The following is a 14258-nucleotide window of genomic DNA, read 5'->3' as shown; positions in this document are numbered from 1 at the left end:
ACTACTTTATTTTGAAATAAAGCTATTACGGTAATATTAACAAGTGTCTAGTTATCTATCAAATAATTATTAGAAGAGATTTTTAAATGGGATTGTTTTAAGGGGGGAATAGTAAAAAACATCAAGAATGAATAAAATTCATTTGGTATGATATGGATATAATCAATGCGAGGGGGAAATGTGATGTATGAAGTAAAGGGGTATTTTTCATCATTAAAAGGAAGTCATTATGATATTGGAAAGCAACAAGGGGAGTTTGTGAAAAATCATCCGTACCTTATTCCGCAATTTATACAAAAAGAACATTTAATATCAAATAACTATTGGACAGAATCTAGAAATATATTAAATCAATATTGTCCTGGAATTAATGAAGAAATTGAAGGCTTTTGTGAAGTGTTGAAAATTCCTGCTAAACAAATGATGTATTATTATCAAACATTATTAAAAGCAGGATGTAGTCATTGTGTCGTATCACCTAAAAAAACAGATTTAAAGCACACATATGTATTAAGAAATTATGATTTGTCGCCAAAAATAGATGATATGCGTTTCTGCTCGACACATGTTGAAGGTGCATATGTGCATAGTGGCTTTTCTACTCAATATTTTGGACGAACAGAAGGAGTTAACGAGCATGGGTTATCTGTTACATTTTCAGCATGTGGTCAACCGGTAGGAAATATTGCAGGTTTACGAAAGCCAGTGTTAAGTGGTTTACAATGTTTTGCGGTAATTCGAGTATTATTGGAGAAATGTAAAAATGTGCAGGAGGCGAAATCACTTATAGTTGAAATGCCGATTGCAAGTAATATTAATCTAATTGTAACGGATCCATTAGACGCGGCAAGAATTGAAATATTTGACGGTTTTAAATCAATAACCACAATTGATGAGGAAAACCAAGATTTTATCGTATCAACAAACCATGCGATCAGTTTACCTATTCAAAAATTGAATAATAGAAGATTAGAACAATCTACAAACAGATATCACACATTGTATGATCATTTAAATAGAAATGAACAAATGAGTATGGAGTCTTTAAAAGGATTAGTAGAAAAAGAGTATCCTACTGGGCTGACAGTACACAATTATGAAGAATGGTTTGGAACTTTACATTCTGTCTTATTTGATTTACATAATCGTACAATGAATATTTGCTACGGATCTCCACTTTTAAACGACTGGTACTCATTGAAAGTTGGAGAAAGTCTATCTTTTTCTAAGGTGAATGTGAAATTTAAAAATAAAACGTATGCTGACTTTTGGAGAGAAGAGCGTTATTAATTGATTCCAAAAAGAGCAATGGGGTAATATGGTAATAGCGAGGCGTACATACAGGAGGGAATGCCATTGCTAAAAGTTATGTTACCGGTTGTTTTTATCTTACTTGTTGTCGTTTCAATGTATATTACTTACGAAAAAAGAAAAAAAGCAGGGGTAAAAGGATTGAAGAGCGCGTTAACTTCAATTTGTTTCTTTACACTAGCAATCTTAAATTTGTTTGCATATTGGTTTAACTTTGGCGGGATTTTTGTTTGGTTCATTTCAATTGTTTTATTGCTCGTTGGAGCATATTTTACGAAATATATTCCAATAACTAAAAAGGTACATTGACATTTATATGAGTTTAAATATTTTGTTTTGAAAAGAGGTTATTCTACTAAGTCGTTGTGAAACGGGTTCATAGGATAATCTCTTTTGTTCGTTTAGCTTTGTAAAGAGCGTACTGTTCTTTTTAGTTGCTCAATAAATTCTCGAGTTGCAGCACACATATATTTATCTTTTCTGTAAATAAGTCCTATTTCAATTGTGGGAGTAGGATTTTCTATCTTAATAGCTTGAATGCTTTTATTTTGTAAAAAGTCTATATAAGGTTTTGGTAACACTGTAATTCCCATTCCTTTTGAAACCATTTGGATTAAAGATTCCATCGTACTAATTTCTAAAATTGGTTTTGGTTTAAAGTTGAATTTTTGACAATGAGATGTAATTAGTTCGGTTAAAAAGAAATTTTTAGGTAATAGAATTAAAGGGTAGTTCTGTAATTCAGCAATAGATACATGATTACGTTCATCTAATCGATGACCAGTCGGTACGACTAATGTAAGTTCACTTTTGTATAGAGGGATAGAAATAATCTCCTTATCTTGCACCGGGAGAAATGTAATGCCAATGTCTAGTTCATTTTGTAATAATTTTTCACGAATATCTCCGGTGCGAAGCCCTAATACAGAAAGTTCTATATTGGGATATAAATGATTAAAATTTAAAATAGTTGATGGTAGTAAATAATTTACGACGGTTAGCAAAGATCCAATTGTTAAGGTACCTTGCTGTAATCCGTTTAAATCTTGAATAGCAGAACGAGCTTGTTCGACTTCATGAAAAATGGTTTTACTATGTAATAATAAAATCCTTCCTGCATCAGTTAAAGATATTTTTTTACCAATGCGATCGAAAAGCGGCATTCCTACTTCATGTTCTAATGCACGTATTTGCTGACTTAGAGAAGGTTGTGAAATATTTAGTTTCTCAGCTGCTTTTGTGAAATGCAATTCTTTTGAAACAGCTAAAAAATATTCAAGTTGTCTTAATTCGATTGGAATCACCTCAAGTTTAATGATAGGTTATACCTATCATTATTATATAAATAATTGGATTGAACAATGATTGTGTTGAGCTTATAATCACTTTATTAGAGAGGGATTGAAAAGTTTTTGAAGTAAGGATAGATAAGTATCGGAGCAAGGATATTTGAGTGGTTATTACATTTGCTGACCTTTTGTCATTTTAAATGAAAAATAGACAGAGAGTTTGAAAGTATAAATTAATCTATTGAAAAATTGTGGGGTAAGTAAGAGGAGCGATTAAGATGAATAAAGTATATGAGGTACTATCTTTAAATATAGGGTTACCAAAAGAGGTTACATACGGCGGAAAGGTAATTCATACAGGCATAAATAAGAAACAAGTAAAGGGAGCGGTGTTTTTATCCTTTGTAAAATTTAATGGGGATGGTCAGGCGGATTTGGTTCATCATGGCGGAGTAGATAAAGCGGTGTGCGTATATTCGGCGGAACATTATGGCTATTGGGAAAAAGAGTTGAATCAAGGTCTTGCATATGGAGCATTCGGAGAAAATATAACAATTAGTGATATGCGTGAAGAGGATGTTTGCATTGGTGATACATTTCAAATTGGAGAAGCAATTGTACAAGTAACGCAGCCAAGACAACCTTGTTTTAAATTAGCAAAGAAATACAATATTCCAAAATTACCATTATATTTTCAAGAAACAGGATATACAGGGTTTTATTTTCGTGTATTAGAAGAAGGCTGGGTATCACCTGTTGATACGTTAAAGTTAATAAAGTCTGATCCGAAAGGTGTTACAGTAGCATTTGCTAATCGTATTATGCATAAGGAAAAACAAAATATGGAAGGGCTAAAAAGGATCTTAGAAGTACATGCGCTTTCTACAAGTTGGAGAAATACATTTGAAAAGCGAATGAGGGGGGAAGAAATTAATACGAAGGAGAGACTAGAAGGAAAAAAATAATAAAAAATATTTTTTTATAAATGGTGCATTTCTATGAGTAAAAACGAAGTAGAAAGCACTATTTTTATATAATAAACTTATTAATATTCAAAAATCTTAATATTGTTTTATTCGACTTATTTTCGAATAGTCAAAACATAAAATTAATTAGACTCTTTTTTTATATTTTATGATAGTATATTGATTGGTAAGACCTATTACATTAAGAGCAGGTTATATAACTAAATCTAATTTGATGGAATTAACGTATGGAGGGACAACATGGGGAATGTTGAAATTTTTGAAAAACTTCTTTTAGAAGAACCGAAAAGAGAGCAGTTATTTCCTTTATTTGAAGAAGTGTTTGGAATTACAATTCAAACATTGAATGATTTTTCAGAGAGAGGTTATTGGGATGATACATACAAAGCTTTATCATTTTTACATGACGATAAAGCGATTGCAAATGTTGCGGTATTTTCGCTACCATTGCTAGTAAATGGTGAAAGAATAAATGCAGCGGGCATTCAATCGGTAATGACGCACCCTAATTTTCGTAGACAAGGACTCATGACAAAATTAATAAGTAAAATGATAGAAGAAATTGATAAGAAATGTGAATGTACATTATTGTTTACGGAAAAACCTGAACTATATGCATCATTTGGGTTTAAAGTTGTGCAGGAGTATTTGATGACTATTCTATATGATAAAAAGAATAATAATGATTCCTTACTTAGAAAGTTAGATTATTATATGGAAGAGGATAGAAAGTTAATACATGAAACTATTGATAGTAGCCAAAGGCTTTCAAATAAATTTTCAACATTAAACTTCCATCCTTCGTTTTATTTGAATATGTACAATTCGGAATGGAATAAGAAATTGTATTATTCAGAGAAACTAGATGCTCTAATTGTATATGAAGTAGATAATGAAAAGTTGAAATTATATGGGGTGTTTGCATCAGTAATTCCAGTTTTAGATGAAATATGCGGAGAAATCGCTGAAAGATTTACAGAAATCGAATTTTACTTCTCTCCAGATCAATTAGGGGTTGAGGATGTACAGTTTACAGAATTACAGTCTAGTAAGTATTTAATGGTTCGAAGTAGTAGAGAGTTGGATTTGAAAGGTTATAAATTCCCAGTATTAGTAGAATTTTAAATGTGCATACAGATGCTTTATTATGGAGGAACTATGAAAATATCATATATACCAGAACATATTGCGCAACTTACTATAATGAATGTACCTGAATATTATAAGCTTAATAACAATCATGCGTTGATTGTCCGCTCGAAAGCCGAAACAGATTTTTGGCTTAAAACACATTATGGTTTTGATGTAATGAATGGTCATGTATTTTATACTGAGATGATGACAGATTTTCAAGCTGAAGTTCAATTGCGTATGAATCCAAATTCAAAATTCGATCAAGCTGGTCTTTTTGTTATGATTTCGGAAAAGTGTTGGCTGAAAACTTCATTAGAATATATTCTAGATGGTCCATCTCATTTAGGAGCTGTCGTAACGAATAATGGATATTCCGATTGGTCCACACAAGACTTTCCAACAGAATTAGCTAACGAGCAACTTCGTTTTCGAATTGTTCGTAAACGTGGTGATTATACAATATATGTGAAGAAGATCCACCAATGGGAACAAATAAGAATCGCTCATTTGATGGAGGATATAGGAAATGAGCCTGTTAAAATAGGTTTTTACACGTGTAGTCCTTCTAAAAATAATGGATTTGAGACTGAGTTTTTAGAGTTTACAACTGAAAAAATATAGATGAAAAACCGTATTCTTTTCATTAAGAATGCGGTTTTTATATTTATATAATACAAAGCACATTTATTGACCGGAAAGTCATAAATGCTTATCATTTAATAATGTTAAATATTAATTTGCATAATATAATAGAAGTACTGGAAAAATCAAAAAATATATGGCTTAAGTAAGGAGGGTATGAATTATTAAATGGTAATTTCATAGGAAAAAGGAGATCAAGTATGAAATCATTTCGCAAATTATTACAGTATTTAAAACCATACATGTTCTTCGCGATTATTGGACCATTATTTATGGTACTTGAGGTTGCGATGGACTTAATTCAACCGACTATTATGCAACATATTATTGATGTTGGGATAGCAAATCGTGATTTGAATTATGTAATAAAAATGGGGCTTCTTATGATAGGAGCTGCAGCACTCGGTTTAGTTGGAGGACTTGGGTGTATGATGTATTCTACAAAAGCAGCTGTTAATTTCGCTACAGACATACGAAAAGATGTATTTGCGAAAGTAGAAACATTTTCTAGTGAAAATCGTGATTCATTTGGAACTGGGAAATTATTAACGATTGTGACAAATGATATTACTTCTATTCAATCGGCGATGACGATGACATTACGTGTACTTGTTCGTGGTCCTTTGTTATTTATCGGAAGTATAATAATTGTTTTTGTAACAGCACGCGAGTTATTTCCTATATTACTTGTGGTTGTTCCAATTTTATTACTTGCGATTATATTCATTGCAAGTAAAGCGAGCGGAACGTTCAAAAAAGTGCAAGAAGCATTAGATAAAGTGAATACAAAGCTACAAGAAAATTTATCTGGAGTACGTGTTATTAAAGCGTATGTAAGACAAAAATATGAAATTACTCAGTTTGGAGATGTTAATACAAATTTAACGAAGATAAATATTCGAGCGGTGCAGCTTATTTCCATAATGATGCCAATCATTATGTTAGTTGTAAGCGGCGGGATTGTCGCAACATTATGGATTGGTGGAGAAAAAGTATTTGATGGAACGCTTCAAGTAGGAGCTATTTTAGCGTTTATAAACTATTTGAATATTATTTTAATGTCACTTATGTCTATAAGTATGGTATTTATGCAAATCGCGCGAGCATTTCCATCTGCGGATCGTGTACAGCAAGTTTTAAATACTGAGGTTGATATTACGACGGAAACAAATGCGGTTGCACCTAAGCAAATCGAGGGAGAAATTGACTTTAAAAATGTTAGTTATAGTTACACGAAAAATAATGAATATGTTTTAAAAGATATTTCATTTAACATATGTAAAGGTGAAAAAGTAGGAATTATCGGTTCTACAGGAAGTGGTAAATCTACTTTAGCAAAACTGTTACCGCGTTTATACGATGTTGATCAAGGGGAAGTATGCATTGATGGAATAAATGTTAGAGCATACGATTTACAAAAACTCCGTGCTTCAATCGGGTTTGTACCTCAAAAGGCATTATTGTTTTCAGGTAGCATAGAAGAAAACTTACGTTATGGTAAAGAAAATGCAACGAATGACGAACTGGAAGTAGCGGCTTCATCAGCTTGTGCGACTGAGTTTATTAACAAGTTGGAAGATTCATATCAATATCATTTAACACAAGGTGCGACGAATTTATCAGGTGGACAAAAACAACGTGTATCAATTGCAAGGGCACTTGTGAGAAAGCCATCCATTCTTATATTAGATGATTCTACATCAGCAGTTGATGCGAAATCAGAATCTAACATCCAATCGGCATTAAGAACAGAATATAAAGGAACAACAACATTATTAATCGCCTCTAAAATCTCATCTATAATAGATGCTGATAAAATTCTCGTTTTAGATAACGGTGAATTAGTTGGTGATGGTACACATGAAGAATTGTTAGAACAATGTGAGGTATATCAAGAAATTTATCTTTCCCAAGGTGGCAATTTACATAAAGAAGGTGGGAAAGAACATGCGTAATTTTCAAGGGCAGTTTGCTAATAAAGGTGGGCGTAACGCGCCTAAAATGGGTGAAGCTAGAAACACTAAAGGAACTGTATTGCGAGTATGGAACTATATGGGGTATCAAAAGGCTGCTCTTACGTTCGTTATATTTTTAGTATTTGTTACGACGTTACTTGGGTTATTAGGTCCTTATTTAATGGGAGTAATTATAGATCAATATATTGTACCGAAAGATTTAAACGGTACGGCGAGAATGTGTTTGTTACTTATCGCGATTTACGGTGTAACAGTATTGTTAACTTGGCTACAAACATTTGTCATGGTTAACGTTGCATTAAAAACAATACAAAAAATACGACAAGATATTTTTGAGAAAATCCAAACGCTTTCTTTACGGTTCTTTGATGTACGTTCTCAAGGGGATTTAATGAGCCGCGTTACAAATGATATAGATAATTTGAATCAAGCGTTGACGCAAAGTGTTGTACAAATTATTTCATCAGCATTAACCTTTATAGGTGTAACGATTGCGATGTTCGCATTAGATTGGATTTTAGCGATTGTTACTTTAATTACAGTACCTATTATGTTTTTCGTTACAAAAAAACTAGTTACTTATAGTGGTAAAAACTTTGCAAAGCGTCAACGAGATTTAGGAGAATTAAATGGTTTTATTGAGGAAGCTATAACAGGAGCGGATGTTACAACGTTATATGGGAAAGAAAAAGAAACCGTACAAACTTTTAATAAAATTAATGAACAATTAAGAGTTTCAGCTACGAAGGCGGATACATTTTCAGCTTTTATTTTTCCAAGTATGAACTTTATAAATAACTTAGGTATGGGGCTTGTAATTGGGGCTGGTTCAGTTATGGTTTTAAATGGAATGACAACAGTAGGTGTCATTGCGGCTTTTATTAATTATTCTCGTCAATTCTCAAGACCACTAAGTCAATTCGCCACTTTAATGAATACAATTCAAGCGGCAGTTGCTGGTGGAGAACGTGTCTTTGAAATTATGGATGAAGTACCAGAAATTCAAAATAAAAAAGATGCATGCATTGTACAAAATTTACAAGGGCATGTTGCACTCGAGAATGTTTCATTTGGTTATGAGGAAAATAAAACGATTTTAAAAGAAGTGAGTCTTAAGGCACAGCCAGGGGAGACAATTGCTTTAGTTGGTCCAACTGGATCGGGCAAAACAACAATCATTAATTTGCTAACTCGCTTTTACGATATACAGCAAGGGCAAATTCATATCGATGGAAAAGATATAAAAGATTATGATATTAATTCGTTGCGGAGTAAAATAGGAGTAGTTTTACAAGATACGTACTTATTTGCTGGGACGATTATGGATAATATTCGTTATGGTCGATTAGATGCTAGTGATGATGAAGTAATCAATGCAGCTAAGGCAGCATCTGCACATTCTTTTATTAAACATTTACCGAATCAATATGAAACAAAAATTGCTTCAGAAGGATCGAATTTAAGTCAAGGACAAAAACAACTTCTTGCGATTGCGCGGGCGATTTTAGCAGATGCAGATATATTAATTCTCGACGAAGCAACATCAAATATTGATACGAGAACAGAATTGCAAATTCAAGAAGGACTAAATAATTTAATGAAAGGTCGAACAAGTTTTGTAATCGCTCATCGACTGAAAACGATTGAAAAAGCAGATCAAATTCTTGTTATAAAAGATGGAAGTATTTTGGAAAGAGGGAATCATGAATCTCTTATGGAAGATAGAGGGTTTTACTTTGATCTATATACGAGTCAGTTTAAAATTTAATAAAAACTTTAATAAGGTGCGGTTTCTCCAGGAAGGAGCAACCGCATTTTTATATTTGTAAAGATAATTAAAAATATAGAGTTGGATTTTTTAAGATATATGAATTGTTAGCAAAAACTAGCAACTTCAGTGCCAGATGGAAAAATTAATTTACGTGGAATTGTAATAATCTCAAGAGCCATCTGTGCTGAATAGAGAAGTATTGGAGTTAATTCTAAAGCAGGAGTTAATAATAATATAAAGCTCGTTAAAATTGCAAAGCTCCCCAAAAGAAACTTTTTGAAGTGTTACGGAAATCTTTTATTAAAGAAAAGAAAGAAAAAAATGCTGTAACAATGAGTATCAAAAATTTATATTTATTAGTTATTAAACCCCTCCTAAAGAACAGTAAGTTATATTATAACGTATTTTTCTGTATTATAATAAAAAGATTTTGAAATCAATAGTTTAAAGACGTAAATGCCGCAACTTAAAAATATTAGTTGTGGTTTTTATTTTTAAGTTGCTTATTTTAGAAAATAGATAATCTAGAATTAAAAATTAAAAAATAGATTAGTGCCCAAATTTTGTTTGCTGGAGAAGTACTGGATATTTGACCAGACAATAAGACGAGCTTTGAATATAGTAATAAAAAAGGATGTGGAACAATGGCTAGATATAGTTTACACGCAGGGCACAATAGTATTGTACAGGGCGCAAATTATGGGAATCGGAAAGAACACATTATGGATCGCCAAGTTAAGGATGCGGTTGTTGCTAAATTAAGAGCATTAGGGCATACAGTTTATGATGATACTGATGAAGTAGGGACAACACAAGCGCAAAATTTAAATAACATTGTATCTAAAACAAACTCACATGATGTAGACTTAGTAGTTTCATTTCATTTAAACTCATATGATACGAATGCTAATGGTGTTGAAGTACTGTATTATGACCAACAAGCTTTATCAGCAAAGATAGCAGCGCAACTTTCAAAAGATATTGGCTGGTCAAATCGTGGCGCGAAGGAGCGAAAAGACCTTTATGTATTAGCGAATACGAAAGCACCTGCGATCTTAATTGAACTTGGATTTATCGATAATGAAGCAGATATGTCAAAATGGAATCCAGATAAGATTGCAAATTCAATTGTTTATGCGTTAACGGGGCAATCTGGTGGGACAACTCCGCCAGCCCAAAAAAATATTATTCAATCAGGAGCTTTTTCACCGTATGAAACCCCCGATGTAATGGGAGCATTAACGTCACTAAAAATGACAGCTAACTTCATCTTACAATCGGATGGTCTAACATATTTTATCTCTGAACCAACTTCAGATGCGCAACTTAAAGGAATGACAGATTACCTTGATCGTAAAGGCTGGTGGTATGAAGTTAAGTAAAGATTTTAGTTTAGTGGAACAGAATATTTAAAAATCAATAGTCAAAAAAGAGGATTACTTATAATGAGTAATCCTCTTTTTATTTTATCTCGTATGAATAAGAGTAGATATAGAAGATTACCGCCTTAAAACTAAATAAGTAATGCATGTAAGCGGGAGGTTCATTTGGTATATCAGCTATATTTGTAAATCATACTTTTAAACAGAAATAAAACTTAGAGTTTGAATTTAATTGATTACAATTGAAAAAGCACTAAAAACTAATAAAACGGCCATAATGATGTTAAAAGATTTAGTATGTTTTAATAAAAGTTTTTGGAACATGGAACCAAATAAGCTCCAACTAAATGTACTCATTAACCCGACTACACCTAGAAATAATGAGAAGAGTAGAAAACTTGAATATGAATTATAGTAAGGGAGAATAAAAGTTGACACTACAGTCAGGCCGAATAGTATCCCTTTAGGGTTAACAAACTGAAGAAAAATCCCCACTGTAAATAAGTTTTTATTACGTTTTTCATCGGAATCTGTACTAGTTTTACTAGTGAGTATTTTAAAAGCTAAATATAGCATATATGCTACACCTAAAATTTTTAAAGGGAATTCGATTATGGGTAGGATATTAATTAGTACAATATTAAAGAAGCTACATAAGGAAGTGAGGATGAAAAACCCGAAAGCTACTCCAAAACAAAATTGCATACTCCTTTTTAAACCATGTTGATTAGCGTATGTCATAGCTAAAAAATTGTTAGGACCGGGTGTGAAGCTACTTATAAAAACAAATAACAAAAAAGAAAATATAGGCATTTCAAAACCCCCTAATTATTTAGTGTATGTTATAATGACCGAAAAGAACAATATAACGTGTGCTCTTTATTATACATAACGGTCGTTATATTGTATATAGTGTAGGGGTGTTTCTTATGGAAGAAATTCAACTTATTTTGGCGAAAAATTTAAAAACAATACGAGAGAAAGAAAAAATGAGTTTGGAAAAGGTCTCGCAATTAACAGGTGTGAGTAAAACGATGATTGGACAAATTGAACGAGGGGAGTCAAGTCCAACATTAACAACGATATGGAAAATTGCTAATGGTTTGAAAGTGTCTTTTACTTCTTTAATCAATAATCCGCAACCAGATACGAAAGTTGTTTTACGAAATGATGTTCAAGTATTATCAGAAGACAATGGGAGATATAAAGTGTATCCTTCTTTTCCTTTTCAAGATGATAGGAACTTTGAAATCTATACGGTTGAAATTGAAACAGAAGGAAAATTAAGTTCGGAAGGCCATAAAGAAGGAACCGAAGAATTTATAACGGTGTTTGAAGGGGAATTGATAATTGAAATAAATGATTGTCAATATACATTAAATAGCGGAGATTCAATTTGCTTTAAGGCGGATAGACCGCACTCTTATCATAATTCCGGAAGTACGCTAACTCGGTTAAGTATGACCATTTATTATCCAGCTGCATAAACTTACAATTGCATCAAGAATATAAAGAAATGTGTGTTGATAAACCATCTATAAGAGATGGTTTTATTTTTTAAAATTCATAAAAAAGACACTCGTTTGAGTGTCGACATAGTATTGCTCTCGCGTATAGGATTGGAGTATGTTTCTCAAATACGTTTTGAGATGGTTCGCATTTTGGGAAACTGTCTTCTTATTCAATGTAACATTGGCAGGGAGAAGTGTAAATTGATAATGTATATACGGAAAATTTAGTATAGATATTTTCTACTATTAATATAGTGCAAAATGTTTTTTATTGCTTAATCACTATCGTTTAGTTATTGAAAGAATATTAGCTTTAATTACGTAATCTTTTCTATTTGACCATTTAAGAATGATTATTATAAAAAAGAACGAATCATTTTTTAATCAATTCGTATAATTGTTAAAGAGGCACCAGTTGAACCACCTCCAACTAAATTAACTACGGATAATACTCCGAATAGTTGAAGTGAAATTGTATTACCAGCAATTAAATTGGTTATTAAATTATTATTATAGTTTGAAGTTGATATTGCGGATGAAAAAATAGATCCGGGAAGTGGAGTCGAAGAGTTTAATAGTAGCCTTGTACCAGCAAGTAGAGAAGTTGTTGTATTAATTTGATAGGTTAAATAATATCTTCCAGTAACAGGAATTGTATATATATCATTTGTAGCGTTCACTGTAAAATTACCGAGACTTTGGTTATTAGAAAGTGGAATATTAGTTCCACCTAATATGACTGAGATGGGACCACTTAATGTATTATTAGCGAACATAGAGTTTGTTGTAATAATGGGTCCAGTAATGCCTGTAGGACCGGTATTACCTGTGGGCCCAGTAGGACCTGTCAGTCTGTATGGAAGAATAATTTTAAGAGCCAGTGATAATAGTTCTTTTTTCATTTTTTCATTCTTATCTTGAATATAAATCACCTCATTTTTAAATTAGAACGTAACCGATTTAGTATTTTGAAATGGAACTATCATTTTATTATATTAATACTACTAGTTATAGCAACGGTAAAAAGTTTACTATATGTAAAAATCATTTGAGAATGAAAAAAGTAGTTATGGAATTCTTCTAAAATGATAGATGTATTATTTTGTTAAGTAGTAAACAAAAATGTGGAACGAGGTATTAAAGTGAAGCGAGATAATAAATTATCAATAAATAAAGCTATGATAGAACCTGAAAACATTGGACCTACGTTTCCAGTTACTCCCCCAATTTATATTCCAACGGGAATGACCGGTCCGACGGGTCCAACTGGTTTAACAGGATCACCGGGAGTAACAGGTCCAACTGGTTTAACGGGGTCACCGGGAGTAACAGGTGCGACTGGTTTAACGGGATCACCGGGAGTAACAGGTCCAACTGGTTTAACGGGGTCACCGGGAGTAACAGGCCCAACTGGTTTAACGGGGTCACCGGGAGTAACAGGCCCGACCGGTTTAACGGGATCACCGGGAGTAACAGGTCCAACTGGTTTAACGGGGTCACCGGGAGTAACAGGTGCGACTGGTTTAACGGGATCACCGGGAGTAACAGGCCCGACCGGTTTAACGGGATTACCGGGAGTAACAGGCCCGACCGGTTTAACGGGATCACCGGGAGTAACAGGCCCGACTGGCTTAACAGGGGCAACGGGTCCAACTGGAGTTATTGGTCCCATAACAACAACTAATTTATTATTTTACACTTTTGCAGATGGAGAGAAACTTATATATACAGATGCAGATGGGATCGCTCAATATGGTATAACTCAAATATTACCTCCTGATGAGGTTTCCTATATTAATTTGTTTATTAATGGAATACTTCAGCCACAGCCATTTTATCAGGTCAGTGCTGGTCAGCTAACTTTATTGGATAATCAACCACCATCACAAGGTTCATCAATTATTTTGCAATTTATCATTATTAATTAAAAAGACAGATTCTTAAATGAAAAGAATCTGTCTTTTTGTTTTACTTTAAAGTAGATAACACTAAGTGACGATAAATTCGATTGTGATTGGAATTCCACCGTCTAATGCATCTCCACCAGGAATTGTAATAGCACCAGTAGGTCCGGTAGTAACACTGGAGTTTACACTAGGTTGAAGAATGCCGTTTACATGTAAGTTGTAATACGTAAAAGTCGGAAAAGCCGTTGCAGTAGTACCAGCATCATTTAAACAAGCTGTAGCAGCAATTGGTACTACAGCAACAGGAATCCAAGCTTATAATGTTCCAGTAGTTGCTGGGGATAAAATA

At 33.0% G+C, this 14258-nt stretch carries 14 protein-coding genes and 1 pseudogene; 10 read left to right on the top strand and 5 right to left on the bottom strand.

The window, feature by feature from the left end:
- Positions 1-183 precede the first annotated feature (183 nt).
- Both QCI46_RS15440 and QCI46_RS15435 read left to right on the top strand, forming a co-directional pair.
- The gene (locus QCI46_RS15440; RefSeq protein WP_353840773.1) at positions 184-1290 is read left to right on the top strand and encodes a C45 family autoproteolytic acyltransferase/hydrolase; all 1107 of its coding nucleotides are present in this window, start codon (positions 184-186) and stop codon (positions 1288-1290) included.
- Between the two features lie 66 nt (positions 1291-1356).
- Complete coding sequence (locus QCI46_RS15435) at positions 1357-1620, top strand: hypothetical protein (RefSeq protein WP_353840772.1); 264 nt, start codon at positions 1357-1359, stop codon at positions 1618-1620.
- Between the two features lie 92 nt (positions 1621-1712).
- Here the strand turns inward: QCI46_RS15435 and QCI46_RS15430 are convergent, their stop codons facing one another.
- On the bottom strand, positions 1713-2615 hold the full coding sequence (locus tag QCI46_RS15430) for a LysR family transcriptional regulator (RefSeq protein WP_353840771.1): 903 nt from the start codon (positions 2613-2615) through the stop codon (positions 1713-1715).
- A gap of 263 nt (positions 2616-2878) precedes the next feature.
- Between QCI46_RS15430 and QCI46_RS15425 the strand changes: the two genes are divergently transcribed.
- The 5 genes from QCI46_RS15425 (at position 2879) to QCI46_RS15405 (ending at position 9106) form a co-directional block, all read left to right on the top strand.
- Positions 2879-3565 (top strand): MOSC domain-containing protein, encoded by a 687-nt coding sequence (locus QCI46_RS15425; protein ID WP_353840770.1) that lies wholly within the window; start codon positions 2879-2881, stop codon positions 3563-3565.
- A gap of 261 nt (positions 3566-3826) precedes the next feature.
- Entirely contained in the window at positions 3827-4711 is an 885-nt protein-coding gene (locus tag QCI46_RS15420; protein ID WP_353840769.1) for a GNAT family N-acetyltransferase, read from the top strand.
- A gap of 33 nt (positions 4712-4744) precedes the next feature.
- Positions 4745-5341, top strand: coding sequence for a DUF1349 domain-containing protein (locus QCI46_RS15415; RefSeq protein ID WP_353840767.1), 597 nt, complete (start codon positions 4745-4747; stop codon positions 5339-5341).
- A 221-nt stretch (positions 5342-5562) separates the two neighbouring features.
- Entirely contained in the window at positions 5563-7317 is a 1755-nt protein-coding gene (locus QCI46_RS15410) for an ABC transporter ATP-binding protein (RefSeq protein ID WP_353840766.1), read from the top strand.
- Positions 7310-9106, top strand: coding sequence for an ABC transporter ATP-binding protein (locus QCI46_RS15405; RefSeq protein ID WP_046955864.1), 1797 nt, complete (start codon positions 7310-7312; stop codon positions 9104-9106). The genes QCI46_RS15410 and QCI46_RS15405 overlap by 8 nt, the downstream gene beginning before the upstream one ends.
- 107 nt (positions 9107-9213) lie before the next feature.
- On the opposite strand, the pseudogene QCI46_RS15400 reads toward QCI46_RS15405, so the two are convergent.
- Positions 9214-9473, bottom strand: a pseudogene (locus tag QCI46_RS15400) (hypothetical protein).
- 280 nt (positions 9474-9753) lie between these two features.
- Here QCI46_RS15400 and QCI46_RS15395 point away from each other — a divergent pair.
- Positions 9754-10491: an N-acetylmuramoyl-L-alanine amidase gene (locus tag QCI46_RS15395; RefSeq protein ID WP_353840765.1), complete on the top strand. Its 738-nt coding sequence runs from the start codon at positions 9754-9756 to the stop codon at positions 10489-10491.
- 228 nt (positions 10492-10719) lie between these two features.
- Here the strand turns inward: QCI46_RS15395 and QCI46_RS15390 are convergent, their stop codons facing one another.
- Positions 10720-11304: a LysE family transporter gene (locus tag QCI46_RS15390; protein ID WP_353840764.1), complete on the bottom strand. Its 585-nt coding sequence runs from the start codon at positions 11302-11304 to the stop codon at positions 10720-10722.
- 59 nt (positions 11305-11363) lie between these two features.
- Here QCI46_RS15390 and QCI46_RS15385 point away from each other — a divergent pair, with 59 nt between their 5' ends.
- On the top strand, positions 11364-11978 hold the full coding sequence (locus tag QCI46_RS15385; RefSeq protein ID WP_327960796.1) for a helix-turn-helix domain-containing protein: 615 nt from the start codon (positions 11364-11366) through the stop codon (positions 11976-11978).
- 404 nt (positions 11979-12382) lie between these two features.
- On the opposite strand, the gene QCI46_RS15380 is transcribed toward QCI46_RS15385, so the two are convergent.
- Positions 12383-12934: a BclA C-terminal domain-containing protein gene (locus QCI46_RS15380; protein ID WP_353840763.1), complete on the bottom strand. Its 552-nt coding sequence runs from the start codon at positions 12932-12934 to the stop codon at positions 12383-12385.
- 210 nt (positions 12935-13144) lie between these two features.
- Here QCI46_RS15380 and QCI46_RS15375 point away from each other — a divergent pair, with 210 nt between their 5' ends.
- Entirely contained in the window at positions 13145-13930 is a 786-nt protein-coding gene (locus tag QCI46_RS15375; RefSeq protein ID WP_353840762.1) for a DUF4183 domain-containing protein, read from the top strand.
- A gap of 60 nt (positions 13931-13990) precedes the next feature.
- On the opposite strand, the gene QCI46_RS15370 is transcribed toward QCI46_RS15375, so the two are convergent.
- Entirely contained in the window at positions 13991-14218 is a 228-nt protein-coding gene (locus QCI46_RS15370) for a DUF4183 domain-containing protein (RefSeq protein WP_412677834.1), read from the bottom strand.
- Between the last annotated feature and the right edge of the window lie 40 nt (positions 14219-14258).

The sequence above is a fragment of the Bacillus cereus group sp. RP32 genome (assembly GCF_040459735.1).
Taxonomy (GTDB): domain Bacteria; phylum Bacillota; class Bacilli; order Bacillales; family Bacillaceae_G; genus Bacillus_A; species Bacillus_A wiedmannii.
Note: the sequence above shows the minus strand (reverse complement) of the source record. Positions and strands in the feature narration are given on the sequence as shown.

Excerpts from the sequence above, each read along its gene's own strand:
- QCI46_RS15440 (WP_353840773.1), top strand. The coding sequence starts at position 184 with ATGTATGAAGTAAAGGGGTATTTTTCATCATTAAAAGGAAGTCATTAT.
- QCI46_RS15425 (WP_353840770.1), top strand. The coding sequence starts at position 2,879 with ATGAATAAAGTATATGAGGTACTATCTTTAAATATAGGGTTACCAAAA.
- QCI46_RS15420 (WP_353840769.1), top strand. The coding sequence starts at position 3,827 with ATGGGGAATGTTGAAATTTTTGAAAAACTTCTTTTAGAAGAACCGAAA.
- QCI46_RS15415 (WP_353840767.1), top strand. The coding sequence starts at position 4,745 with ATGAAAATATCATATATACCAGAACATATTGCGCAACTTACTATAATG.
- QCI46_RS15410 (WP_353840766.1), top strand. The coding sequence starts at position 5,563 with ATGAAATCATTTCGCAAATTATTACAGTATTTAAAACCATACATGTTC.
- QCI46_RS15405 (WP_046955864.1), top strand. The coding sequence starts at position 7,310 with ATGCGTAATTTTCAAGGGCAGTTTGCTAATAAAGGTGGGCGTAACGCG.
- QCI46_RS15395 (WP_353840765.1), top strand. The coding sequence starts at position 9,754 with ATGGCTAGATATAGTTTACACGCAGGGCACAATAGTATTGTACAGGGC.
- QCI46_RS15390 (WP_353840764.1), bottom strand. The coding sequence starts at position 11,304 with ATGCCTATATTTTCTTTTTTGTTATTTGTTTTTATAAGTAGCTTCACA.